We start from the raw sequence: 22931 nt of genomic DNA, 5'->3' as shown, positions 1-22931 counted from the left end.
GCCGCGAAGCGTTCACTAACGTGCAGGTCGCCAAGGGCGACTATCCGGCGGACGATCTGTTTCGTCCCGGCCATCCCACCATTGCCGCGCGCCGAGGGACGCATGTCCGCCGACCCACGCACCAAACGCGAGCTCATGCAGCAGGCATTCGAGCACGCGGCCCTGGGCACCATCCTGTCGGGTCTGAATGGTCGCGCACTTGCTGCCAATCCGGCGGCGTGCCGCATGCTCGGATACGACGAAGCCGAACTGCTGGACATCGACCTGCAGGCCATCACGCACCCGGGCGACAGCGAGGTCGATGTGATCGGGCTGCAGGACCTGCTGGCCGGCCGGGTCGAGGCGTTCACCGTGGCCAAGCGCTTCCTGCGCAAGACCGGTGAAACCGCGCGCATCTACCAGACGGTCAGCCTCGCGCGGGACCGCAGGATGCGTCCGCGGTTCTTCGTGTCGCAGCTGCGGGACGTGACCGTCGAAAGCCGGACCGAACGCCAGAACGATGTCCTGTTCAGGCTTTCGCCCGATATGCTGGCGGTGACGCCGTCGGATATCGCCACGCTCGACCGCGTCAATCCAGCGTGGCAGCGCACATTGGGGTGGACCCCGGAGGACCTGGCGACCCGACCGTTCCTGGATTTCATCCACCCCACGCAGCGCGAAGAGGCTGCTGCGCTCGGCGAGATGTTGCGGCACGAGAGGCAGGCACGCAGTTTCCGCAACCTGGTCCGCGGCAAGGACGGCGAGTACCGCTGGCTGGAATGGAACACGTATCCGCGCGATGGCCATCGCTATTGCGTGGTGCGCGACATCTCGCACCGGCAGGCGATCGAGCAGGAGCTGCGCGACACCAACCAGCGGCTGGTCGAGACGGACCAGCAGCTTTCCAGCGTGGTCGACAACATCGGCGATGGCCTGATCACGTTCGATGCCAATGGAACGGTGCAGTCGTTCAACACCGCGGCGTCGAGGATGTTCGGCTACACCGCCGCGCAGATCGTGGGCAACGACATCGAGATGCTGCTCACCGAGCGGATGAGGGACGCGCGCATGGGCGAGATCCAGGCCTACCTGCAGGGCGGTGAGCCGCAGTTGGTGGGCAAGGGGCACGCCGTGTTGCCGGCGGTCCGCAAGGACGGTTCCATCATCCATCTGGAAGCGATCGTGAATGCGCTGCCTACCACGGAAGGCCAACTCTTCGTCGCCGTGATGCGCGACGTGACGGAGCGGCGCAAGGCCGAAGCCGAACTGTTCGCCGACAAGGAACGCCTGCGCGTCACGCTGGAATCGATCGGCGACGGCGTCATCACCACCGATACGCATGGTTGCGTGACCTACCTCAACCCGGTGGCGGAAAGGATGACCGGTTGGAGCAACGAGGAAGCCATCGGGCATCCGTTGCCCACCGTGCTCGTACTGACCGAGGAAGGAAGCCCCGATCCGCCGCCCAACCCGGTGGAGATCGTGTTGCGCGATGGCGTGGTGGCGGGCCTGACCGAAGACTCGATCCTGGAGCGCCGTGGCGGTGGTCGTTTCGCGATCGAGGACAGCGCCGCGCCGATCAAGAATGTGCGCGATGACGTAATCGGTGCCGTGCTCGTGTTCCACGACGTCTCCGAGGCGCGGCGCATTGCGGCGGAGATGACACACCAGGCGTCACACGACCCACTGACCGGGCTGGTCAACCGGCGCGGATTCGAGCGCAGGCTCGATGCCGCGCTCAAGCACAACGAAGCCTCGCAAGGCGAGATGGCCGTGCTTTTCATGGACCTGGACCAGTTCAAACTGGTCAACGACACGGGCGGGCACGTCGCGGGCGATGAACTGCTCAAGCGCCTGGCGGGGGTCTTCCGCCGGCGCCTGCGACAAGCCGACACGCTGGCGCGGCTGGGTGGTGACGAGTTCGGCGTGATCCTGGAGAACTGCTCGGCCGACGGCGCCAAGCGCATCGCCGAAAGTCTGCGCCAGGCCATCACCCATTTCCCCTTCAGTTGGGAAGAACACACCTTCCACGTCGGCGTCAGCATCGGCCTGGTGCTCGCCTCCGGCGGCGTGGGCAGGGAAGAAATGCTGCGCCGTGCCGATGCCGCGTGCTACCTGGCCAAGGATCGCGGGCGCAACCGCATTCATGTCTACAAGCACGACGACCAGCGGCGGATACGCCGGCGCGGCGAGATCGGTTGGATCGCCCGCATCCACCAGGCGCTGGAAGAAAACCGCTTCGTGCTGTGCCGGCAGGCGAGTGTCGAGTTGCCTACCGTCAAGAGCGCGCATTTCGAGACATTGCTGCGGATGATGGACTCCAACGGCAAGCTGGTGATGCCGATGACGTTCATTCCCTCCGCCGAACGCTACGGCCTGATGCCGGAGATCGACCGTTGGGTGGTTTCCGAGGCGATGAGGAAGCTGGCGGCCGAGGATCACAACGGCGAGATCTGCTTCATCAACCTGTCGGGCGCATCCGTGGGTGACGAATCGTTCACCGAGTTCGTCCGCTCGCAGGTCGAGGCCTCGGGAGTGCGCGCCGAAAACATCTGCTTCGAGGTCACGGAAACCGCGGCCATCGCCAATCTGGCCCATGCCGAGGCGATGATCGGCGACATCAAGAAGCTGGGCTGCCGCTTCGCGCTCGACGACTTCGGCAGCGGCATGTCTTCGTTCGCCTACCTCAAGCACCTGCCGGTCGACTACCTGAAGATCGACGGCACGTTCGTCAAGCACATGGACCAGGACCCGATCGATTGTGCGATGGTCGAGGCCATCAACAATATCGGCCATGTCATGGGCATCGAGACGATCGCCGAGTACGTGGAGAACCAGGCCACGGTCGACCTGCTGTCCGGCATGGGCGTCAACTATGCGCAGGGCTACTGGATCGAGAGGCCCCAGCTTTGGACATGAGGCGGATTGCGCCCGTCTGCAGGCATCAGGCGCTGCCGGGTAATGCTCGCAGGCGCTGAACGCCCGACCAGTTCTCGCCCGGGGCAAGCGTGACAGGTTCGATCACCGTTCCCGACTCCACACAGACGAAATGCCGGTGCTCTCCAGCGCCCAGGTCCGCGGTCGAAGCGGCAAGTTCGGGACCGGGATTCCAGACGACGGTGTCGCGGAAATGGCGCGCCGTGATCTGCACGACACCGCTGCCGTCGCGCAGGGTCAGTGGCGCAACGGCATCGGGGTAGATGCGGTCGGTCTCGGTGCCGAAGCGCACGGCGTCGCCCGTCGCCGGCATGTGCGCCTCTGCGCGCGCGCTGTCGAGGTAGCGTGCCGTCTCCAGTCCGTGCAGCGAGGCCTCCATCAGGTCATCGACGCGAAGGTAGGTGTGCAGCGCCGCAGTGAACGCGAAGGGTGCGTCGTCGACGTTGCGGATTTCCAGTCCGACCTCGATGCAGGCGGGATCCAGCACCACGTGCAGCCTGGCCTGGAATCGCGAAGGCCAATGCGCGTGCGTGGCCGCGTCATCGCGAAGTTCGAACGCCGCGGCAGGTCCGGAGCCGACGTCGTACTCGATGCCGCGGAACTGCCAGTCCAGCAAGCGCGCGAAGCCGTGCTTGATCATCGTCCCGCGTCCGGCGAACTGCGGAAACACCACCGGAATGCCGCCGCGGATCGCCTTGCCCGGGGCGTGGCTGGCCAAGGGGCTGACATACAGCCGTTCACGTCCATCCGCAGGCTGCCACGACGTCACCTGGGCGCCGTGCAGGCTGACGTCCGCGCGGGCGCCGTCCGCCGCCGTCAGGCGCAGATGGGGACGACCATGCAGGTCGATGTGTTCGAAGTGCAGGGACATTTCGAGGTCATCGTGCGGGGTGGGTCCGCATCATCCCGGCGGCGCAGGGCGTTCCACAAGCCCGAAACAACAAACGCCGGCACGGGCCGGCGTTTTGTATCTCAGCGTCCTTCGGTTCTTGCGATCGCGAAAGTTGGTCGGGGAGACAGGATTTGAACCTGCGACTTCTACGTCCCGAACGCAATTGAGGGGGCCGGAGGATCAGGTGGTTACATTATAACCGCTTGATTTACCGTCCCCTTGAGTGTCACTGTGTTCTGCGATGCACTGCATTTTGCAGAACGGTTGCAGAACGGGCCATGCCGAAGCTCTCACGGGAAACCCTGACCAAGGCGGCAGTCGAGTCTGCCAAGCCTCAGGCGCGAGTCTATTCGCTCAGGGATGCCAAGGTGGTGGGCTTGGTGCTTCGCGTGCAGCCGACTGGCCGTAAGGCTTGGGCCGTTGCCTACGGGCGAGGGCAGGCCACAACGATTGGCGACTTCCCAGTTATGACCCTGGAGGGCGCGCGGATCACCGCCCAGCGCTTACTGGCCGAGATTGCCGAGCACGGCGCGCCTCTGAGGGCGCAGCGCAAAGCTGAGACGTTCGGGGAGTTCATTCGGGATCAATACGGCCCGCACGTCGAGGCGACAGCTAAGCAGGGCAAGGCGACCGTGGCGGCGATCAAGTCTGTATTCGGTGGCTGGTATGACAAGCCGCTGACGGCGATCACGCTGGCCGATTGGGATGCGCTGAAAGCGGAGCGTCTGAGGTCCGGAACGCAGCCGGCCACGGTCAACCGCGACCTAGACCGGATCAAGGCGGCCCTACAGCAAGCTCTAAATTGGAGCCTGATGGATGCAAACCCGCTGGCCAAGGTGAAGCGAATCAAGCGCGGCATAGAGGCCCGCGTGCGGTATCTGAGCAAGCCCGAAGAGAAGCGGCTCAGGACCGCCCTAGAAGCCCGCGAGAAGCGGCGCCGTAAGTCGCGCGAATCTGGCGAGGCTTGGAGGGCGGCGCGCGGCAAGGACTCGCTGGGCGCGTTTCAGGGCTATACGGATCACCTGATGCCCATGACGCTGCTGGCGATCAACACTGGCCTAAGGCGGGGCGAACTGACCCAGTTGCGTTGGGCCGACATCGACCTAAAGGGAAAGCGCCTCACCGTCAGGGCTGGCTATGCCAAGAGTGGTAAGGCGCGGCATATCCCGCTCAATACCGAAGCCCTGGCGACGCTGAAGGCCTGCCGCAAGCAGCACAACGGTGACGGCCCTTTGTTCGGTGTGGCAGCGGTTACGAAGTCTTGGCGAAACCTAATGACGGCCGCCAAGCTCGACGACTTCCGGTTCCACGATCTGCGACATACGTTCGCGTCCAAGCTGGTCATGGCGGGCGTGGATCTAAATACCGTGCGCGAATTGCTCGGGCACGGGGATATAACGATGACGCTGCGTTACGCGCACCTTGCGCCGGAGCACAAGGCGGCTGCGGTGGAGCTGTTGGTGCTCTAGTCGATACCGGCGAGCTTTAGCGCGGTTCCGTCGAGGATCTGGGCGAGCGTAAATCTCATCTCGATTTCACCCGCCTTGCCCAGCGCGTTACCCACAGACTTTATCGCTTCCCAATGCTTTTCAATGATCGGGAAGAGAGGAACGCGATCGTCCCACTGCTCCTCACGGTTCGGGTCGTCCTTGGCAACGCGTACCAAGACATGATCTCCGTCGGCATCTGTCTCGAGGCCATAGAAGGCTTCTTCCCATAGTTCCGCACAGCGAATCACCAGGTTCCATGCGGCGCGCTCATCGAAGTCCAGTAATTCAGGGGCCTTCCTACGCAGGTATTCGATGCGTTGCGCGTCGCTTGATTTTTCCCAGGCGGTATCGACCACCTTGTTTAGTCGCTCTTCCCCATTTCCGATTCGCGTCTGGCGTAGGGCGAGGCTAATAGACCATTCGACCGCCTCAGCAATGGTCCGCCCCTGTACACGGGCAAGTAGCCGCAATCCGTACTGAAGCTTCGGGCTGATTCGAGCCCCAACCATTACTGCCTTTTCAGCGGTCTTTGCCATAAGCCATTGATTCCTATAGGCAGCATGTTTTCACTGCAAACATGTTGACACAACCGGACTGATTTGGTCTATGCTTGGCTCCGGTGCATGTTTGCACTGCAAACAAGATATCGGAGATAGCACGTGAACACCGACAAAATCAGCTTTACCGTCGAGGAGGCGGCCTTGGCCACAGGAATGAACAGATCTCGCCTGTATCAGGCCATCGGGAAGCACCAACTAAAGACCTTCAAGGCCGGAAGGCGGCGCATGGTCAGCCGGAAGGCGCTGGAGGAGTTCATCGCCAAGCTTGAACGTGAGAGCTCAAAGGGGGCTGCATGAGCTACTTGGAGAAGATCCATCCGGATCCGCTGGATCGCCTCGGCATGATCCTCGACCACGCGCAGGGGATGGGCATGGCTCTGACCTGCGAGGACTTCGATGAGATCAACGACCAGATGAAGGGGAGCTACTACTCGGCGCTGCTTCATGTGCTGTTTGACGCTAAGGAGGCCTTCGACGCGTTCTTGGACGAGCGCGCAACTCAGCGGGCGGGAGGTGCGGCATGAATTGCGCCACCACCATCAACACCCGCGACCAGATCGAAGTTATCGATGCGGCAGACAAGCTGATCTATCAGGCTCAGGGCGTGCTCAGCCTTATCTGTGTAGCGGGGTCGGGCGATAAGCCACGCGATGACGCGGTGCCGGGAGCGACCTGGGTCCTGCAAGACCTTCTCGACGAGCTCAAGGAACTGATTCATACCGCCATGGGGGCAGAGCTATGAACGATCGCGCACACGAATTGCGAGCCGCACTGCCGGAGCTGGCAGAGCGCACGCAAGGGCAGCTGTTGGAACTGTTCCGCGACACCACTCCAGACAGGGCTTTCATCGCGGCACGGGCCGCACATGAGGTCTACACGGTGCTGGTTCGTTTGGGTGGGGAGTTAGAGCGCGGCGAACCAAAGGCCGCATAAGCGAAACCCCAGACCGTTGGCGCGGCTCTGGGGCTTCTGGATGCAATCAGGCGAGTGAGTGCGTGGCCAGTCTAGTCGGCTGGCCACGCCAAGGAAAGGGGATGGGCAAACGAAAAGACAATCGATGGGACGACATCGACGGGGGGGCTGCGTTCCTAATTCCCCTGACCTTGCTGAGGCACCCGAACTATGTGCGCCTCAGCCCATGGGCAGTGAAGCTAGTGATGGACTTGGCCCGCCAATACTCGGGCTTCAACAACGGTTATCTGTGCGCTTCCCGAACGCTGATGAAGGAGTGTGGCTGGAAGTCCTCGCACACGCTTCAGAAAGCCGTGGAAGAGCTGGAGCACTACGGGATCATCGTTCGCACCAGGCAGGGCGGAAGGAACCGAGCAACGCTCCACGGGCTTTCCTGGCGGCGCATCGACCACAAACCAGGACAGCCGCTAGACGTTGGCCAGACCCTCAAGCCAGACGACAACTGGAAAGAGGAGCGGCCCCCGTTTGTTCGCTCAGTAGGGAAGCGGAAGCCCAAGCGTCGGCACCTGAGGTCGGTGGCATGAAATTAGAAATTGATGATCGCCCCGTGCACCAACGTTGCCCGCCCCGTGCACCAGTCAGTGCTCATGTAGTGCGCCCCGTGCACAACAAAAACAGGACTAGTGCGCCCCGTGCACCATTCAGCGCACTTTTATGTCCTCCTGTTGATCGCCCCGTGCACACCTTAAAAGCTTTACCAGGGACAAGGGCCATTGATTCCTGCTCGGGAATCACTGCTTTAGGGGTCGGTGCCCCAAAAGGGTCCAACGGAAAGCGAATCGCTAAGCGAAACGGTTGCGTAACGGTTACTGCGTTACAGGGGAGGAAGTCATGGAAGGCGTGAACGATTTCTACGAAAGCCCAGGCCATCGCGTAGCCGATCAAGTGCGCGGCGACCTAATCAAGGCCGGCCTGATGACTTGCGCGAGGGGTGACGGCGACGGCAATGGATCTGCTCGTGGACCAAGCTCAGAGGCAGCGGAAATATTCGGCGGCGACGATGACGAAAACTCCGGCTATGGCGTGGTCGTGATCCCGCCCGACCTGTTCGACGCTGACGTTAGGCATCTGGCTTATCGGATCGTCCGCAGCGTGTACCGCATGGAGCCTGCCCGCAACCCGCTGATGCGTGCTGTCTACCGGATGCTCTCGCGGCTGGCGGACGATGGAGTGCAGACCAACATGGAGGCCGTCACCATCGGTTTGCTGCTGGGTGCCGCCAATGTGCACGGAGTCAAGATCAAGACCCACCCGAGAGACCTGGCTAAGGAGGTCGGGGCGCGCTACCGGACTCTGCTGCAGATCAGGCGGGCGGCCATTGCCGAGCTAGGAGGTGCGGGTCTGAACCTCGGGAACCTATCCTAGGGGTGAGGATATAGAAGGGCTGCCAAACGGCGGCCCTTTTGCTTTTGGTTGACCTCTTGGCGGAGGCATCCCGAGCTGGCTACTGGCCACGCGCTTCACCGAATTCGACTAGGCCATGCCTGGTCAATCGCGCGCCCCAGCGACAACGGGGCAACCTCCGCCAGCCCCGTCAGGCTTACAGACAACCGCGCGCCCCCGGTTAAAGGGGCGCATCTCAAAATCACGCCGGGTTTGCTGCCGCTTCTCGGCGATTAATCTCATTGGATATCGCTTGCTCCATCTTTTGGAGCGTGGCGGCAAACATTCCATCGCGAAGGTTGTTCGAAAGCTCAGGCCTGTTCTCCGCTATGGCCTGACGAACGAGTTTCGGGTTCGGGTGAGTGAGTACCAGGGCCGCGACAACCAACTCGACTGCTGCAGAGTGGCCTTGGAGTTTGGCCAGTTCAAGGTCCGTTTGCTTCGCTAGGATGGTCAATTGCTGCAACTGGGTGCGCAGCGCGATTAGCTCTTGCTCACTCACGGGCAAACTCCTGGGGCTGTTGGGAACGGAAGTCACTAAGTTAGGTGCTAGGCAGGAAATATCAATACATCGCCAACCGGGCTAGCGGGACGCCAAAGTCCCCGAGTCTCGTCCCGGCGACCGCCAGCACCCGAATACGTCCGCATCTGCAATTGGCGGGACGGGGTAGGGGCCAAAGGAAAGTTCACGCCTTTCGTCTCGCTGACCGCGAGTCCCGCTCGCCTTTGCTACATGACCTTTGCTCTTAGGAGGCCCTAATGGCCGGAATGCTTACATCCATCTCCACCCGGCATAGGGTGGCCGCTCCTGCGTACCTGTCAAAGCCGGTGCGTGCGGTTTTCGAAGCGCTGGTGTCTTCCGTGGATACCGACCACTTCACGCCAGCTGACTTGCCGCTACTGGCGGAGTACGCAACCGCTGCCGTCACGGCACAGAAGGCATCCGAAATGCTGGAGCAGGAAGGGCACGTCGTGGGCGGTCGAGCTAATCCGTGGCTCGTCGTGCAGGAAAAGGCACAGCGGGCCTTGGTGGCGCTCTCAGCGCGTCTGCGGGTCTGTCCCCAATCTCGGTTTGACCGTCTGAAGGCAGGCACAGCCAGTCGAAAGAGAGGCCCTGCCGGCGTGGAGGCGATGCGGGCCGCTTACGAGCAGGGTGAGTCATGAAGGTCGCCCAACACCCCTATCTCTCCAGCGATGCGAGAAGGCTGCGGGAGCGCGACGGCACGCCGCCGTGGGGCATCCACCCCTGCGAAGTGGATTCAGTGTCACCGCAACCCGGCACGGTATTCCATGCCGCTTGGATCGATGCCAGCCGCATACGCGCCGAGCTGGAAGTAGAACTTTCCTGAAACACAGCAACAACGCGGGCTATTCCGCCCATCGCCAATTTGAACCAAGGAATGACCAAGTGAAGAACGCCAACATCAATACCATCAACGACGACGCCGAGTACGCCGAGGCTTGCCGCGTACAGAACGAACTGGCCGCCAAAAAGCAGACTGTGGACGATGCACTGAACCGCGAGTTGCTTTGGGCGCAGGACCGCGAAGGTGCTGTCAATGACGACAAGCTCATCTCTGAAGCGGTAGCGCTTAAGCCGGGCGTAGCGGCAGAGGCGAAGGGGGCGCGTGTCGAGCAGATCAGTACCCTGCAAACGCAGTCCTTCCAACTGGGCCAGGCTATGTCTCGCCAAGCCGAGAAGGTTGCACTAGCGGCCCGGACTGCAGGCCATCGCGTGTTTGCCAAGGACGACGCTGGGTACATCGCGCATGCCGAGAAGCTGCTGGACCTGTTGGACTCCGTGATTGCCGCCAACCAGACCTTGGACGCCGACTCGAACGGCCTGTTCCAGCGCGGCTGCTCAGACCTTCCGCAGGTCAGGTTTCCGACACCGGACACGGCCGACCAACTTCCGGCATGGCGCCGGGACATTGCCCGCCAGATCGACGTGCTGAAGCTGATTGCGCAGGGCAATCGCTAATTCCAGGGAGCGAATCAACTGGAATGACGCAGTAGATGGACAAGGCGTGAGTGTCCGTGCAGTGAACAACCGCGCCAGCCGCAGCTCCGGTTAGCCATCGGGCGTTCCTATCGGAGTGATGCGGCACCTATTTCCAGCCCCGCCAAGCGCGGGGCTTTTCTTGTCACTGGAGCATCCATGATTCCGACTTTTCAACTCGGGCAGCTCGGTTTTTCGCGCGGCGCGGGGGACACAGGGTCCCCGCCGCCGCCGACTGGCGATTACTGGAACCCTGCGGACAAGGGCGTGCACATCGTCCTGTCCAACTACAACCGCACCGCCGAGACCGACACATTTGGCACCTGGTATTCGGTCCGCAGCATCACTTCGCACTCCAGTGGGAAGTGGTACGTGGAGAACGAGATTGATACCAACGTTCCGAACAACCAGCTGTTTGGTTTCGCCAATGCGTCGCAGTCGCTCAATGCTTTCCTCGGGTCTTCCGGCTCGGACGGCTGGGGCATTCAGAACAACAGCGGCTCGTCCGTGTGGCCTGGCTCGTCTAGCACCGGCCTCACACCGCCGATAGCGACCGAGCGAAACATGGCGGCCTACGATGCAGCCACCGGCAAGATCTGGCTGGGGTCGAAGGGCGCTTGGGCGAATAGCGGCGACCCAGCGGCCGGCACGAATCCCACGTTCACCATCACGCCAGGCACAACGCTCTATCTCGCCGAGTCGATTCGCGACAACGGCATGGTTAGTACGATCAAGAATCAAGCGGGCGAGAACGTTTATACGATCCCATCAGGCTTCAGTATGTGGGGCTAAGGGGCAGTTGCCCCAATCTGCCGGGCGCGGTATATAGGCACCGCTCGTTCGTATGACACGACGAGCTCTGCCCGATCGGCTGTGCTGTCGGGTTCCCGCAATAGTCCTCTACGAGGCGCGGGTTCCCTTCAAGCAGCGGAGCCATCGATGAGCAAGAAGCAACTTACGCGCAATCGCGCTGAAACCTACCGGGCCCAGTCCGGCCTTTGTCACTACTGTGGCGTCCCGATGTGGGAGGAGGACGCGGATGCGTTTGCCGCGCGCTACGGCCTAAGCCCCCGAGCGGTATTCCTGTTTCGCTGCACGGCCGAACACCTGCTCGCCCGATGTGACGGTGGTCGGCATGCGTTGGGGAACATCGTCGCGGCGTGCTGGCACTGCAATACCATCAGGCATCGAGGGAAGCACCCGCCGAGTTCGGAGCGATACCTAGAGAGGGTCCAGCCAAAGGCCCGTTCTGGCGAATGGCTTACCGTTCGACTGTTAGCCAATAGTTCGTTCCGACCGGAGGCGTAAACTTGAAACGCGATAGGTTCGCTGTTCAATAGTCCGGCCGCGATCGACCCCCGCCCCAACTCCTGGTGCTGTGTACTCGGTCAAATTGATTACGGAGTTCTCAGTTTTGGCGGGCAAAGGTGGTTGACAGCGCGAAGTGGCTGTAGGAGTCTGAATTTACATCGTCATGCGCAAGGCATGGCTAGGGGGGGCAAGGATGGCCGCAACAGACATGGACGAGCAGCCACTACGAGGTGAGTTGCGTCTTCGATTGAGTAGTCATCATCGGAGCATCGTCGACCGATGTTCCCAATTCAGATCTTGAAGTTTTTGAATCTAAGCCTCTGCTGCTTCGAGGGAGGCCGGAGACTGATGGGCGATTCTGATTATTCCGCTTCTGAGGAGATGGGGCGATGGACAGCACATGGAGTAGGTCTCGGGTTCGGACTGTGCGTGCAATTCTGCTTGTGTTGCTTGCTTTCGCAGCGCTGCCAGTATCAGCGCAAGCGTCTTATGCGCCTATCGTCTTCTGGAACGTTCCGAATTTCTACTCCGGCAATTGGGAGAACATCCGATATCCTGATCCCGTAACCGCATTTACTACCGATTGGGAGAAACTCGCGCTTCACCAGTGCGGCAAGCCCATTCTGTTTGCAAGGGAAGAGATTTTTTTGGACGCCTTCCCGGTAGGAAATCCCCCTGGAAGCCACTACAACGCGCACGCAATCAATAGGTCCTGCGAGACCGGGGCGACGAGCGTAATCGTATTCGGGAGCACAGCGCGTCGTTGGGCCGGCTGCACCAATACGGGGCCTTGGTACTACTCGCCCGACGGGCTGAGTTGCACGACGCCACCAAACAAGGTTGACCCCGAACTCAGCCGAGGCCATCCCTGCACTCCGGACTGCAGCTACGGTGATCCGATTAACGTCGCAGTGGGAAACAAGTTCGAGCAGAGAACCGAGTACGAAGGGCGAGGTGCGTTTCCTCTGCGCTTTGGCTGGACTTACAACAGCAGCGGTAGCTCAATCGCAGCCGGACCGCAGGAATTGTCCCTCGGTAGAAATCGGACGCACACCTTCGCCAGAGCGGTGCGCCAGACCAGTAACGGGACTATCACGACCGCGTATGTCCTTCGACCGGAAGGAAATACATTTCGATTCAACCTCGTGTCAGGCGCCTGGGTTCCGACGTCTGGCGTCGATGGGCGGCTCTTCAGTGTTCCGGATGCATCTGGCGCATTCGCCGGCTGGCGCTATACAAGTTCGAATGGGGATCAGGAGTTGTACAACGTCAAGGGTCAGTTGGTTGTCCTGACTGGCAGGCTCGGCTTGAGTCAAACGTTGACGTACAACGAAAAGGGGCGGTTGGGCGAAGTGATCGATCCAGAAGGGAGGAGGCTTGCCTTCTCTTACAACCCACAGGGAAACCTGAGTGGCCTAAACCTGCCAGACGGAAACAGCATCGCCTTTGGGTACGACGCATCCAACAATTTGGCCACCGTCACCTATCCGGGCGGTGCGTCCATCCAGTACCGCTATAACGAGTCGGCATACAGCGTTTCAGAGACAAAGCCAGGCGCTCTGACAGGTGTGATTGATGAGGCGCAGAGCCGCTACTCGACCACCACGTACGACCGCTATACCTATGCGACTAGCACGTACCTGGGATCGAACATCGATCGCTTTGATGTCACCTATACCATGTCGCCCAACGGTTACGCGCCACAGGCTAGCGTGCTGGACTCCCTCGGCAAACGGCGCATTGTCAGTTTCGCGCCGTATGGTGGCCGCGCCCGAGCCACCTCGGGGGCAGACCAGTGCAGTAGCTGTCCCGCCGGCAGTGTTTCATACACCTACGACGCTAGCGGCAGGCTCAATACCGAGACGGATCTTAAGGGTGTCGTGACCGACTACGACTTCAACTCCAGCGGCCTCGTGACTCAAAAAGTCGAGGGCGCCAACGGGTTATAGCCAGGCCGCGAGCGCGGGGCTTAGTTCAAGCCGATTTCATTGGGGTGCAAGGAGGCTGGTATGAGAATGATCGCTTTTGCTGCGATGTTCCTCTTGGCAAATCTGTTCGGATCTCCTGCTCATGCGCAGACGACCAGTTACTACTATGGTCCGCCCTTCTACGATGACTATGCTTATTGGAGCAAGCCCAGATTCTCCACGGTTACGGAGGACCTCACGGCCTGGTGGGCGGAGTATCAACGGGATTGGGCGTATGCGTTTCCTGGTTGTAGTTACACAACGCAGTACTACGCCGACGGCAGCACGACCGGGAAGTTTGCTTTCTTCCTTCTTCATGGAACGTGCGGCGGAGGAGGGCACGTATACGGGACGCGCTATGACTACGCACCTGAAAAGAATCTAGGGCCAGAGCAATGTAAGGCCACCACCCATTGCGGAAATCCGATTAACGTCGCGATCGGGAATAAGTATCAGAAGGAAGATGACATAGTTGATGTAGGGTTGTTGGGTTTTTCGCGCCACTACAACAGTCATCCAGGCGCTCCGGCATCTGCGTTCGGATCCAACTGGACTCATACTTATTCGCGAAATGTCGAGTTCCTAGGCACTGGTGTCTCGGCGATGGCCTATGTCCAACGGCCCGATGGCAGTCGCGTGGCCTTCAGGCTGAGCAATGGCGTGTTTCTCCCTGACGCAGATGTCATCTCGCAGCTCATACGCCAGGTCGATGACGCGGGCGTTCTAATTGGATGGACGTACGTCCCAACTGATTTGCGAGAGTCGGAAGAGTTTAACGCCAAGGGTCAACTTGTCAGGATCAAGCGCCTTGACGGGAGGTCGGTACAGCTGAATTACAGCGCCGATCAGTCGCTGCTCAGTGTTGTAGGCGAGGATAGTCGCGGAATCTATTTTGAGTACGATGCGAGCAAGAGGATTAGCCGGATCAACGGCGCCGGTGGAGCATATGTGAGTTACACATATGACGCCCTGGGTCGCCTCGGCCAGGCTGCGTATTCGGGGGCGACCAGCCGCAACTACCTCTACAACGAGTCGGCCAATACCAGTGGCGCGAATCTGCCGAGTGCACTGACTGGGATAGCCGACGAAAGTGGTCAGCGCTATGCCACTTTCAAGTACCGGACAGATGGGCGGGCACTATCCACTGAACACGCCGGTGGCGTAGATAAGTTCAGCGCCCTATACAACAGCAATGGATCTGTCGTCGTTTCCACGCCGGCTGGCGAATCGCAGACGCGATCCTTCGTCACACCCCTTGGAGTCAGGAAGGCGAGTTCCGTAATTGAGCAGTGCGCAGGCTGTACGACTCGCTCAACTGGCTACACGTATGACGCCAAGGGACGGCCAGATGTGGTAACCGATCCAAAGGGCGTCACAACCGACTATGACTACGACGCCAAGGGGCGATTGGTTCAGCAGGTCGAGGCGGTCAACAACTAATCAGGGCGGAGGACACCTATGCTCTCTACTGTTCGCTTTGTCCTTGCTTCGGCGGTTTTCTATGCAGCGACGTTCCTATTTCCTGGAAATGCCCATGCGGCGCCGGGTTGCTATCAGGATCCTTATAACCTTACGTATTACTGCGACACAATCGAAAATGCTTACGCGGCAATATTGGCAGATGGTCGCAACATGTCTCCATGGTGCCCGCCAAACCGGCCTCCGCAGTACGCGATATTCAAAGATCAACACATCTTCGCCAAGCAGTTCGGCTGCGGATATCAACCTAGTCGGGAGTCCTGGGGTGCGGCGCAAAGCATATGGAGTACGGGTTGCGCCCCAAACGCCGCGTGGAGTGAGGCTGCGGGCAGATGCCTGGCGCAAACGGATGCGAAGCCAGAGAAGAATGCAGGTCCAACGTGCTGCTCGTTCGGCGATCCGATTAATCCTGCAACAGGAAACAAGTACGAAGTGAGGCAAGAGTACGTTGGGAACGGGGCGTTCCCGTTGGAGTTCAGTTGGACGTACAACAGTATTCGCCTTAACGAGCAGTCGTGGGTAAATTTTGTTCCGCAGCAGTACATGCTGGGGGGGAATAGGCGACATAACTATTCGCAGTCAGTGAAGATCCAGAACGTCTCGGGGGTTCCCGCTGTCGCGTATGTGTCCAGGCCGGAAGGCACCCTTGAGCGCTACACGCGGAGCCAATCCACGTGGGTGGCCGAGCCGGATAACGCTGCCAAGTTTGAGGATCTGTTGGATCAACAAGGCGCCAGGGTCGGTTGGACGCGGCGCGCACCTAATGGTTTGGTGGAATCATTCAATAACGCTGGTCGTTTGATCCAGAAGGCTGATCGCTCTGGTGCGACACAAGCACTGTCATACGACTCGTCAGATCGCCTTGGGACGGTTGTTGATTCTGCTGGAAGATCGTTGAAATTTACCTATAACGCCAGCAGTCAACTGATGGCCATTGACTTGCCAGACGGGCATTCGCTTCAGTTCCTCTATGACAGTACTGACCCGGCCATTGCAAATCTCACTTCGGTCCAATATCCCGACGGTTCCGTTGTTCGGTACCGTTATGGCGAAGCCGGTTACGTGGTTGGCACCGGCCAACCGAACGCGCTAACTGGCGTTATCGACGAGAGCGGGGCCCGCTACTCGTCCACGTACTACAACGCATCCCATCAGGCGACTGGGACAGAGTTGGCAAGTGGAACGGACAAATACTCGGCTGTCTACACGGTAGCTCCGTCATCCACTTACGCTGCGAGTACTGCCGTCACCGGTCCGATCGGACAGCAAGACGTTGGCGAGTACACCGTTATTCAAGGGGTTGCTCGAAGGACGTCATTGACATCGACGTGCTCCGGGTGCGCTACGCGACATTCATCGTCCACTTTTGACGCGTTGGGCCGCGTTGACGTGGCGTTGGATCCTGCCGGTAGCGCGGTCGATTACGACTACGACGCTGAAGGCCGGTTGATCAAGCAGGTAGAAGCAGTCAACAACTAATCAGTGCTGCTAGGGCGCTGGGCACGGTCATGGACAAAGGGGGGTAAGGATGCGCAAGAGATACGTTCTGTTGTTCACGCTGCTAGCCGTTGGGAGCGCTGAGGCCAGCGTCAAGCGCACTACCCAGACCGAGTGGCACTCGGACTTTGCTGTACCGATTGAGCGGCGTATCTATGACGCCACAAATACGCTAGTCGCCAAGCAGACGTGGACCTACAACGCCCGCGGCCAGGAATTGACGGCCTCGCAGGTCGATCCGGTGTCTGGTGCTGCCCGTACCACGACCACAACCTACTGCGAGCAGACGGACGTGGACGCCGGTGCGTGTCCGCGTCTTGGTCTTGTGACCGCCGTCGACGGACCGCGCAATGACGTCTCCGACCTCATCACCTACGCTTACTACGCCAGCGACGATGCGACTTGTGTGTCAGCGCCGACCATCTGTCCGCATCGCAAGGGCGACCTGTGGAAGGTGACCGATGCGCTCGGTCACGTTATCGAGACGCTGAAGTACGACGGCGCTGGCCGTGCGTTATCGGTTAAGGACGCCAATGGCGTGATTACCGACTTCGAATACCACCCGCGCGGCTGGCTGACGGCGCGTAAGGTGCGAGGTGCAGATGCGGGCGTCGATAGCGACGACCTGATCACCCGGATCGACTATTACCCAACCGGTTTGGTCAGCAGTGCCACGCTGCCGGACGGCAGTTTCACATCCTACGTCTATGACGCGGCCCACCGGCTGACCGACATTGTTGATGCCGATGGCAACACGATCCATTACACGCTCGACAATGCTGGGAACCGCACCAGGGAGGATGTGAAAGGCGAAACCGGAACGATTAAGCGCACATTGTCGCGGGTCTATAACCAACTCGGCCAAATGCAGTCGGAGAGGGACGCCAGCAACCACCCGACCGGCTTCACCTACGACGTCACCGGCAACTCCGACACCGCGACTGATGCGTTGGGGCGAATCGTTGACAACGACTACGACCCTCTGAACCGTTTGGCCAAGACAATCAAGGATGCTGGTGGCATCGCGACCCAGACTCAGTTCCAGTACGATACCCGGGATCAACTGACGGCGGTCGTCGACCCGAAAGGCTTGGTCACGAGTTACAGCTACAACGCCTTCGGCGACCTGACCCAGTTGGAGAGCCCGGACACCGGGGTGGCGACATTTGGGTATGACGCGGCCGGCAACCGCATCAGCGCAGTCGATGCCCGCAATGAGCTGGTTAGCTACAACTACGATGCGTTAAACCGCCTAACTGTCGTTGACTACAGCGACACCGCGCTTAGCATCGGTTACGTCTACGATGCTGTGCAGGCCGACTGCACCGCCGAAGAGACGTTCGCGGTTGGCCGACTAACCCGAATCGACGACGGGAGCGGGAGCACGAAGTACTGCTACGATCGCTTTGGCAATTTGACACGCAAGGTGCAAATTACCAACGGCCAGAGCTTCGTCCTGCAGTACGCCTATACGAAGGCCGGTCGGCTTAGCGGTATCAGCTATCCGGACGGCACGGGTGTCGACTACGTTCGCGACGGTCTGGGTAGGGTGACTGAGGTTGGCGTGACGCCCGTCGGCGGAAATCGCCAGATGCTGCTACACAGCGCCACCTACTACCCGTTCGGGCCCACCAGCGGTTGGACGTTCGGCAACGGCCGTACTTTCGTGCGCACTCTCGACTTGGACTACCGGATGCAGGCGATCCGCAGCACCGGCAGCGGCACCGGCGGGCTGGACCTCGGCTACGCCTGGGATGCGGTCGGTAACTTGGCAAGTATTCAAGCCGCCGATCTGACATCACCGCCGCGGATGACCTTCGACTACGACGCACTGAATCGACTTATAGCCTTCCGAGACGGTCCAACCGGTGCGATGATCGAAAGCTACACGTACGATGTTACGGGTAACCGTACTAGCTTCGCCAACGCCGGCGGGGCGCAGACCTATGACTATCCGACCGATAGTCACCGCCTGACGGCAGTCGACGGTATTGGCCGCAGCTACGATGACGCCGGAAACACCACGTCGATCGGCGGCACGGCGCAGGAGTTTGTTTACAACGCCGCCGGCCGAATGAGTCAGGTTGAGCGCAACGACGCAGTGGTGATGCAGTACGCGTACAACGGCAAGGGCGAACAGGTGCGCAAGTATCTGGGCGTCGGTAACGTCTACACGCTATACGACGAAAGCGGCCGCTGGATCGGCGATTACGACAGTGCTGGCAGTCCCATCCAGCAGGGGGTGTGGCTGGATGACCTGCCGGTTGGCGTAATTGCCAGCAACCAACTGCATTACGTCGAGGCCGACGCGCTTAGCACGCCGCGGGCGGTGATTGAGCCAGAGCGCGACGCGGCGGTGTGGAAGTGGGACATCGCCAGCGAGGCGTTCGGCAATAGCGTTCCAAACGAGGATGTGGACGGAGATTCGGTCGGGTTCGTGTTCGACTTGCGCTTCGCTGGTCAGCGCTATGATGTGGCGAGTGGCTTGAATCAGAACGGCTATAGGGATTATGAGTCCGCAACGGGTCGTTATCAGCAAGCGGACCCGCTCGGACTACTTGCTGATGTGTCCTTGTATGCTTACGTTTCCAATCAACCGTTAACCTTTGTCGACGAATCGGGGCTGGCGGGTACGACGAAAGCGCCACGCAACTTTGGTCCCGGCGCGGGCGGGAGTTCGGCGGATCGACGGAAAGCTACGAGAGAATTCTTGCGCAGCGCCTCGGATCGAGCACCTCCGGATCTGAGGCTGCCTCCGGTAGAAGCAGATGATTACAAGGTTCCCGATAACTCAGATAATTTGACGCCAGGGCAGGGAACCTGCAGGCAACTCGAGGCATTTGGGCTCGACCTTTGCGGGCCGGGGCCGAAAACACAATTCAAGTGCGCTGAGTATGAATGCAAGGATCCACGCAATGTTTGCACTCGCGATAATCCAACCGGCTGGAGGCGCGGACCTTTCATGGTTGGCCCTGGCTATTCCTTTGCCAATGACCCCAACTGCCGGTGTGTGCGCCTTCGGATGATTGATAGGTATTAGGACTCCATGAGAATGAAACACGCGATGCTTCAAGTTGTTGCCATTGCAGCCATGCTGTCCGGTTGCGGGCGCGAGACGGGCCAGCTCAACGGTGGCGCGGGAGCATCCGCGCCCTCGGTCTTTCAGGTGGTAAAAGAGATCGATAGGCACAGTCGGGACAAGCTAGGAGTGGGCCTCGCTGCTCTAGGAATGCTTGAGCAGGCTGATCCCAAATCGTACGTCCTGGAGGACTCTCTCAGTTCAACCCAGTTGCGTGGGCTGGCCGAGCTTGAGAAGCAGGGACTGATCAAGCTGACTAAGGTGCAAGCCCAGGAGGGTGTATTTCTGCATTTTGTGCCGACTGAGAAAGGGATGGAAATGTTGAAAGCAATGACGGATTGATGCCCGAACAATCCGCGCACTGACGGTTTGCCAGTTGCGGTACTGGCTGATCGGGTGCGGGCTGGGGGCAACACCCAGCCGAGTTGGCCGGACGCCATTTGAGGTCGGGGTGGGGCGGGCGCATAGGGTAATTGTGCGTCTGGCTGTCGCGGACATTGCGACCCCTGCCGGAGCCAGCTTGTCCGGTTATACATCGGCTTGTTAGCCGGACCTGGGTTGCATAAGCTCAGGGCTAATCAGTGGGCTATAGGCAATCGCATGTCTGAAACAGAAAAGCCAGTTCAGGAGCCGGTTGCGCCAGCCGATCCGGGACCTGTTGCGCCTGCAAAAGGTAGGCAATCCTTCTCCAAGCTGCGGCGCGAGCTATCAGACGAAGAACTCTCTTCGCCAGCGGTGCAGCGAATGCTGCTGGACGACGTTGATCGCCTAGAGCGAGAGGCAATCGAGCTTCGGTCGATACGGGACAAGTATCATGACGCAGACAAGCGGTGCGCTGTGCTCGACGAGCAGAGGAAAGCGACCGACTCTTCCGAAATCCTCTACGGTGTCTGCCTATGTCTAGGCTCTGTCGCACTTGGCTTCGCCCCTAGCCTTTGGGCTCAGCAGCCGGCCGGATTGATAAGTGTGCTCTTTGGGTTAGTGCTAGTGGGCGGTGGAGTAGTCGCTAAGGTGGTAAGGAAATGAAGGTCACGATCTCCTCTGTTGCAGACAAGGAAGACCTTGAGAAAGAACGAATTTTGCTCAAGGTGCAGGCTGATACCGATATTGGCGAGTACCTGCTCCTTCAAACAGGATTCAAAGACGAGGACGTGACAATCGGCGTGCGCCACGCGTTCTGGTTTCCATATAAGCCAGTTGCTGCAGGTGATCTTGTCGTGGTTTACACAAAGAGAGGCACGCAGACCGAAAGCACCCTAAAGAGCGGCAAGAAGGCACACTTTTTCTACTGGGACATTGGCTCGCCAATCTGGGGAACGCCCGACCGTGCCCCGGTCCTTCTGCACGCTCCAGATTGGGATAGCAAGCGTCCTGACGAGCTCTAACTGTTCATTCAAGTCGAAGCTTTGCGAGCCATAGATGGCCGACGCGCCGCTTTTCCTAACTTCTGGCTCGCGCGGCCAAGTCGCAGGCCGGCTGGCCTGTGGTGCCGATGTCGGCCGTAGACCGCGCGAAGCCGAAGCCCTGAGGAAGTGCCCTGGCGTTCAAATGCTGATCGTCGATATCGTGAGCAGTCAGGCGACGACGCCTATCCGCCATTCCAGGAGGCAATCGGGCGATCAGACCTAGAAAGCCCCTAAAGGATGCCGGCTGAGTCCTGGCCGTTTTGCAGAACGGTTGCAGAACGAAAAAGCCCAGCGCGATGGCTGGGCTTTCCGATTCAGCTTGTTTTATTGGTCGGGGAGACAGGATTTGAACCTGCGACTTCTACGTCCCGAACGTAGCGCTCTACCAGGCTGAGCTACACCCCGACTGCTGAGCCGCAAATTCTAGTCAGTTCTGCGGGGTCGAGGCAAGGGGTTGGATGCAATTTTCCTTTCGGTTCGTTCCATTGTCAGGCTCATCCCGAGCGGCAACCGCTAAACTGTGCGGGTTTTCCCCACCTGTACCGGGCCGCATGGGCGGTCCGCCGTCACCGGAGCCCCGCTTGATCAAGCCGCGCACCCCACCTGGGGTCATGGAGCTGCTGCCTCCTGACCAGATCGCCTTCCAGCGCATGCTGGACACGATCCGTCGCAATTTCGAACGCTTCGGCTTCCTTCCGGTAGAAACGCCGGTCATGGAGCTGTCTGAAGTGCTGCTGACCAAGTCCGGAGGCGAGACCGAGCGGCAGGTCTATTTCGTGCAGTCCACCGGCGCGCTGGGCAAGTCCGAGGGCGGCGGGGAATCCACGCCGGAACTGGCCCTGCGCTTCGATCTGACCGTCCCGCTGGCGCGCTACGTCGCCGAGCACGAGCATGAGTTGGCGTTTCCGTTCCGCCGCTACCAGATGCAGCGCGTGTATCGCGGCGAGCGTGCCCAGCGCGGCCGTTTCCGCGAGTTCTACCAATGCGACATCGACGTGATCGGCAAGGACGCGCTGTCGATCCGCTTCGACGCCGAACTGCCGGCGGTGATCCACGCCGTGTTCTCGGAACTGAATGTCGGCGCATTCACCATCCAGCTCAACAACCGCAAGCTGATGCGCGGTTTCTTCGAGGCGCTGGGCGTCGCCGACGGCGAACAGCAGGCGCTGGTGCTGCGCGAGGTCGACAAGCTCGACAAGCGTGGCGAGGGGCACGTGCGCGACACGCTGGTCGACGACTTCGGCCTGGCCGACACAGTCGTCGCCCGCATCCTGGACTTCGTGAAAGTGCGTTCGACCTCGCACGCTGACGCGCTGGCCAAGCTCGATGCACTGGGCGAGGGCACCGACGCGCTGCGCGAGGGCGTGGCCGAGCTGCGTGAAGTGCTGGAACTGGTGCGCGCGCTGGGCGTTCCGGAAAGCGCCTACGCGCTCAACTTCTCGATCGCGCGCGGCCTGGACTACTACACCGGCACCGTCTACGAGACCACGCTCAACGATTACCCGCAGATCGGCTCGGTCTGCTCGGGCGGTCGCTACGAGAACCTGGCCAGCCACTACACCAAGTCGAAGCTGCCGGGCGTGGGCATCTCGATCGGCCTGACGCGGCTGTTCTGGCAGCTGCGCGAGGCCGGCCTGCTGGATACCGCGCAAAGCACAGTGCAGGCGCTGGTCACGCAGATGGACGCGGCGCATCTGCCGCATTGCCTGGCGGTGGCCGGCGAGCTGCGCCACGGCGGCTTCAACACCGAGGTGGTGATGGAACCGTCCAAGCTCGGCAAGCAGTTCAAGTACGCCGACCGCGCCGGCATCCGCTTCGTGATCGTGCTGGGCGAGGATGAGATCGCCAAGGGCACGGTCACGGTCAAGGATCTGCGCCGCGAGGACCAGTTCGAGGTTCCGCGTTCCGAACTCGCCAAAACGCTGCGCGTCGAACTCGCGCAGGCCCAGGCATTGTCCAAGGCTCAACCGACCGCATGAA

At 60.3% G+C, this 22931-nt stretch carries 23 protein-coding genes and 1 tRNA gene; 20 read left to right on the top strand and 4 right to left on the bottom strand.

What is annotated here, in order from left to right:
• The first annotated feature begins 102 nt into the window (after nucleotides 1-102).
• Nucleotides 103-2898, top strand: a complete 2796-nt coding sequence (locus J2X06_RS16845) for a PAS domain S-box protein (protein ID WP_310064424.1) — start codon at nucleotides 103-105, stop codon at nucleotides 2896-2898.
• A gap of 25 nt (nucleotides 2899-2923) precedes the next feature.
• Here the strand turns inward: J2X06_RS16845 and J2X06_RS16840 are convergent, their stop codons facing one another.
• Nucleotides 2924-3787, bottom strand: a complete 864-nt coding sequence (locus J2X06_RS16840) for a D-hexose-6-phosphate mutarotase (RefSeq protein WP_310064422.1) — start codon at nucleotides 3785-3787, stop codon at nucleotides 2924-2926.
• A gap of 299 nt (nucleotides 3788-4086) precedes the next feature.
• On the opposite strand from J2X06_RS16840, the gene J2X06_RS16835 reads away from it, so the two are divergent.
• Complete coding sequence (locus tag J2X06_RS16835) at nucleotides 4087-5277, top strand: site-specific integrase (RefSeq protein WP_310064420.1); 1191 nt, start codon at nucleotides 4087-4089, stop codon at nucleotides 5275-5277.
• On the opposite strand, the gene J2X06_RS16830 is transcribed toward J2X06_RS16835, so the two are convergent.
• Nucleotides 5274-5834, bottom strand: a complete 561-nt coding sequence (locus tag J2X06_RS16830) for a hypothetical protein (RefSeq protein ID WP_310064419.1) — start codon at nucleotides 5832-5834, stop codon at nucleotides 5274-5276. The two genes, J2X06_RS16835 and J2X06_RS16830, sit on opposite strands and share 4 nt — an antisense overlap.
• A 123-nt stretch (nucleotides 5835-5957) precedes the next feature.
• On the opposite strand from J2X06_RS16830, the gene J2X06_RS16825 reads away from it, so the two are divergent.
• From J2X06_RS16825 to J2X06_RS16800, 6 genes are all read left to right on the top strand, one after another.
• On the top strand, nucleotides 5958-6155 hold the full coding sequence (locus J2X06_RS16825; protein WP_310064417.1) for a helix-turn-helix domain-containing protein: 198 nt from the start codon (nucleotides 5958-5960) through the stop codon (nucleotides 6153-6155).
• Nucleotides 6152-6382 carry a hypothetical protein gene (locus tag J2X06_RS16820; RefSeq protein WP_310064415.1) on the top strand — a complete coding sequence of 77 codons (231 nt, stop codon included), beginning with the start codon at nucleotides 6152-6154 and terminating at the stop codon, nucleotides 6380-6382. The genes J2X06_RS16825 and J2X06_RS16820 overlap by 4 nt, the downstream gene beginning before the upstream one ends.
• Nucleotides 6379-6600, top strand: a complete 222-nt coding sequence (locus J2X06_RS16815) for a hypothetical protein (RefSeq protein WP_310064413.1) — start codon at nucleotides 6379-6381, stop codon at nucleotides 6598-6600. The genes J2X06_RS16820 and J2X06_RS16815 overlap by 4 nt, the downstream gene beginning before the upstream one ends.
• Complete coding sequence (locus J2X06_RS16810; protein WP_310064411.1) at nucleotides 6597-6791, top strand: hypothetical protein; 195 nt, start codon at nucleotides 6597-6599, stop codon at nucleotides 6789-6791. Before J2X06_RS16815 ends, J2X06_RS16810 begins: the two co-directional genes overlap by 4 nt.
• Before the next feature lie 101 nt (nucleotides 6792-6892).
• Nucleotides 6893-7354: a hypothetical protein gene (locus J2X06_RS16805; RefSeq protein ID WP_310064409.1), complete on the top strand. Its 462-nt coding sequence runs from the start codon at nucleotides 6893-6895 to the stop codon at nucleotides 7352-7354.
• A 307-nt stretch (nucleotides 7355-7661) separates the two neighbouring features.
• Nucleotides 7662-8195 (top strand): hypothetical protein, encoded by a 534-nt coding sequence (locus tag J2X06_RS16800; RefSeq protein ID WP_310064407.1) that lies wholly within the window; start codon nucleotides 7662-7664, stop codon nucleotides 8193-8195.
• A gap of 220 nt (nucleotides 8196-8415) precedes the next feature.
• On the opposite strand, the gene J2X06_RS16795 is transcribed toward J2X06_RS16800, so the two are convergent.
• Nucleotides 8416-8715 (bottom strand): hypothetical protein, encoded by a 300-nt coding sequence (locus J2X06_RS16795; RefSeq protein ID WP_310064406.1) that lies wholly within the window; start codon nucleotides 8713-8715, stop codon nucleotides 8416-8418.
• A 257-nt stretch (nucleotides 8716-8972) separates the two neighbouring features.
• Between J2X06_RS16795 and J2X06_RS16790 the strand changes: the two genes are divergently transcribed.
• The 11 genes from J2X06_RS16790 to J2X06_RS16745 all read left to right on the top strand — a co-directional run bounded on the left by J2X06_RS16790 (nucleotide 8973) and on the right by J2X06_RS16745 (nucleotide 20930).
• On the top strand, nucleotides 8973-9377 hold the full coding sequence (locus J2X06_RS16790) for a P27 family phage terminase small subunit (RefSeq protein WP_310064404.1): 405 nt from the start codon (nucleotides 8973-8975) through the stop codon (nucleotides 9375-9377).
• The gene (locus tag J2X06_RS16785; RefSeq protein ID WP_310064402.1) at nucleotides 9374-9562 is read left to right on the top strand and encodes a hypothetical protein; all 189 of its coding nucleotides are present in this window, start codon (nucleotides 9374-9376) and stop codon (nucleotides 9560-9562) included. Before J2X06_RS16790 ends, J2X06_RS16785 begins: the two co-directional genes overlap by 4 nt.
• 59 nt (nucleotides 9563-9621) lie before the next feature.
• A complete protein-coding gene (locus J2X06_RS16780) occupies nucleotides 9622-10194 on the top strand; it encodes a hypothetical protein (protein WP_310064400.1) in 573 nt (190 codons plus the stop codon).
• Nucleotides 10195-10371: 177 nt separating this feature from the next.
• Complete coding sequence (locus J2X06_RS16775; RefSeq protein ID WP_310064398.1) at nucleotides 10372-11004, top strand: hypothetical protein; 633 nt, start codon at nucleotides 10372-10374, stop codon at nucleotides 11002-11004.
• A 147-nt stretch (nucleotides 11005-11151) separates the two neighbouring features.
• Nucleotides 11152-11520 (top strand): HNH endonuclease, encoded by a 369-nt coding sequence (locus tag J2X06_RS18090; RefSeq protein ID WP_430539616.1) that lies wholly within the window; start codon nucleotides 11152-11154, stop codon nucleotides 11518-11520.
• Between the two features lie 428 nt (nucleotides 11521-11948).
• Nucleotides 11949-13472 carry a DUF6531 domain-containing protein gene (locus tag J2X06_RS16770; protein WP_310064396.1) on the top strand — a complete coding sequence of 508 codons (1524 nt, stop codon included), beginning with the start codon at nucleotides 11949-11951 and terminating at the stop codon, nucleotides 13470-13472.
• A gap of 60 nt (nucleotides 13473-13532) precedes the next feature.
• Nucleotides 13533-14930: a DUF6531 domain-containing protein gene (locus tag J2X06_RS16765; RefSeq protein WP_310064394.1), complete on the top strand. Its 1398-nt coding sequence runs from the start codon at nucleotides 13533-13535 to the stop codon at nucleotides 14928-14930.
• An 18-nt stretch (nucleotides 14931-14948) separates the two neighbouring features.
• Nucleotides 14949-16448: a DUF6531 domain-containing protein gene (locus tag J2X06_RS16760; RefSeq protein ID WP_310064392.1), complete on the top strand. Its 1500-nt coding sequence runs from the start codon at nucleotides 14949-14951 to the stop codon at nucleotides 16446-16448.
• A gap of 49 nt (nucleotides 16449-16497) precedes the next feature.
• Nucleotides 16498-19506: an RHS repeat-associated core domain-containing protein gene (locus tag J2X06_RS16755; RefSeq protein WP_310064390.1), complete on the top strand. Its 3009-nt coding sequence runs from the start codon at nucleotides 16498-16500 to the stop codon at nucleotides 19504-19506.
• A gap of 12 nt (nucleotides 19507-19518) precedes the next feature.
• The gene (locus J2X06_RS16750; RefSeq protein WP_310064388.1) at nucleotides 19519-19887 is read left to right on the top strand and encodes a hypothetical protein; all 369 of its coding nucleotides are present in this window, start codon (nucleotides 19519-19521) and stop codon (nucleotides 19885-19887) included.
• Between the two features lie 680 nt (nucleotides 19888-20567).
• Complete coding sequence (locus J2X06_RS16745) at nucleotides 20568-20930, top strand: hypothetical protein (RefSeq protein WP_310064386.1); 363 nt, start codon at nucleotides 20568-20570, stop codon at nucleotides 20928-20930.
• A 349-nt stretch (nucleotides 20931-21279) separates the two neighbouring features.
• Here the strand turns inward: J2X06_RS16745 and J2X06_RS16740 are convergent.
• A tRNA-Pro gene (locus tag J2X06_RS16740) sits at nucleotides 21280-21356 on the bottom strand.
• Nucleotides 21357-21502: 146 nt separating this feature from the next.
• Between J2X06_RS16740 and hisS the strand changes: the two genes are divergently transcribed.
• Nucleotides 21503-22930 (top strand): histidine--tRNA ligase, encoded by a 1428-nt coding sequence (gene hisS, locus J2X06_RS16735; RefSeq protein WP_310064384.1) that lies wholly within the window; start codon nucleotides 21503-21505, stop codon nucleotides 22928-22930.
• Nucleotide 22931 lies beyond the last annotated feature (1 nt).

The organism is Lysobacter niastensis (assembly GCF_031457115.1).
Lineage (GTDB): Bacteria > Pseudomonadota > Gammaproteobacteria > Xanthomonadales > Xanthomonadaceae > Lysobacter_J > Lysobacter_J niastensis_A.
The sequence above is the reverse complement of the archived record's forward strand: the minus strand, read 5'-3'. Positions and strand labels throughout refer to the sequence as shown.

Bases quoted from the DNA above. Each gene is read 5' to 3' on its own strand.
- J2X06_RS16845 (WP_310064424.1), top strand. From the start codon at position 103: ATGTCCGCCGACCCACGCACCAAACGCGAGCTCATGCAGCAGGCATTC.
- J2X06_RS16840 (WP_310064422.1), bottom strand. From the start codon at position 3,787: ATGTCCCTGCACTTCGAACACATCGACCTGCATGGTCGTCCCCATCTG.
- J2X06_RS16835 (WP_310064420.1), top strand. From the start codon at position 4,087: ATGCCGAAGCTCTCACGGGAAACCCTGACCAAGGCGGCAGTCGAGTCT.
- J2X06_RS16830 (WP_310064419.1), bottom strand. From the start codon at position 5,834: ATGGCAAAGACCGCTGAAAAGGCAGTAATGGTTGGGGCTCGAATCAGC.
- J2X06_RS16820 (WP_310064415.1), top strand. From the start codon at position 6,152: ATGAGCTACTTGGAGAAGATCCATCCGGATCCGCTGGATCGCCTCGGC.
- J2X06_RS16815 (WP_310064413.1), top strand. From the start codon at position 6,379: ATGAATTGCGCCACCACCATCAACACCCGCGACCAGATCGAAGTTATC.
- J2X06_RS16810 (WP_310064411.1), top strand. From the start codon at position 6,597: ATGAACGATCGCGCACACGAATTGCGAGCCGCACTGCCGGAGCTGGCA.
- J2X06_RS16805 (WP_310064409.1), top strand. From the start codon at position 6,893: ATGGGCAAACGAAAAGACAATCGATGGGACGACATCGACGGGGGGGCT.
- J2X06_RS16800 (WP_310064407.1), top strand. From the start codon at position 7,662: ATGGAAGGCGTGAACGATTTCTACGAAAGCCCAGGCCATCGCGTAGCC.
- J2X06_RS16790 (WP_310064404.1), top strand. From the start codon at position 8,973: ATGGCCGGAATGCTTACATCCATCTCCACCCGGCATAGGGTGGCCGCT.
- J2X06_RS16785 (WP_310064402.1), top strand. From the start codon at position 9,374: ATGAAGGTCGCCCAACACCCCTATCTCTCCAGCGATGCGAGAAGGCTG.
- J2X06_RS16775 (WP_310064398.1), top strand. From the start codon at position 10,372: ATGATTCCGACTTTTCAACTCGGGCAGCTCGGTTTTTCGCGCGGCGCG.
- J2X06_RS18090 (WP_430539616.1), top strand. From the start codon at position 11,152: ATGAGCAAGAAGCAACTTACGCGCAATCGCGCTGAAACCTACCGGGCC.
- J2X06_RS16765 (WP_310064394.1), top strand. From the start codon at position 13,533: ATGAGAATGATCGCTTTTGCTGCGATGTTCCTCTTGGCAAATCTGTTC.
- J2X06_RS16760 (WP_310064392.1), top strand. From the start codon at position 14,949: ATGCTCTCTACTGTTCGCTTTGTCCTTGCTTCGGCGGTTTTCTATGCA.
- J2X06_RS16755 (WP_310064390.1), top strand. From the start codon at position 16,498: ATGCGCAAGAGATACGTTCTGTTGTTCACGCTGCTAGCCGTTGGGAGC.
- J2X06_RS16750 (WP_310064388.1), top strand. From the start codon at position 19,519: ATGAAACACGCGATGCTTCAAGTTGTTGCCATTGCAGCCATGCTGTCC.
- J2X06_RS16745 (WP_310064386.1), top strand. From the start codon at position 20,568: ATGAAGGTCACGATCTCCTCTGTTGCAGACAAGGAAGACCTTGAGAAA.
- hisS (WP_310064384.1), top strand. From the start codon at position 21,503: ATGGGCGGTCCGCCGTCACCGGAGCCCCGCTTGATCAAGCCGCGCACC.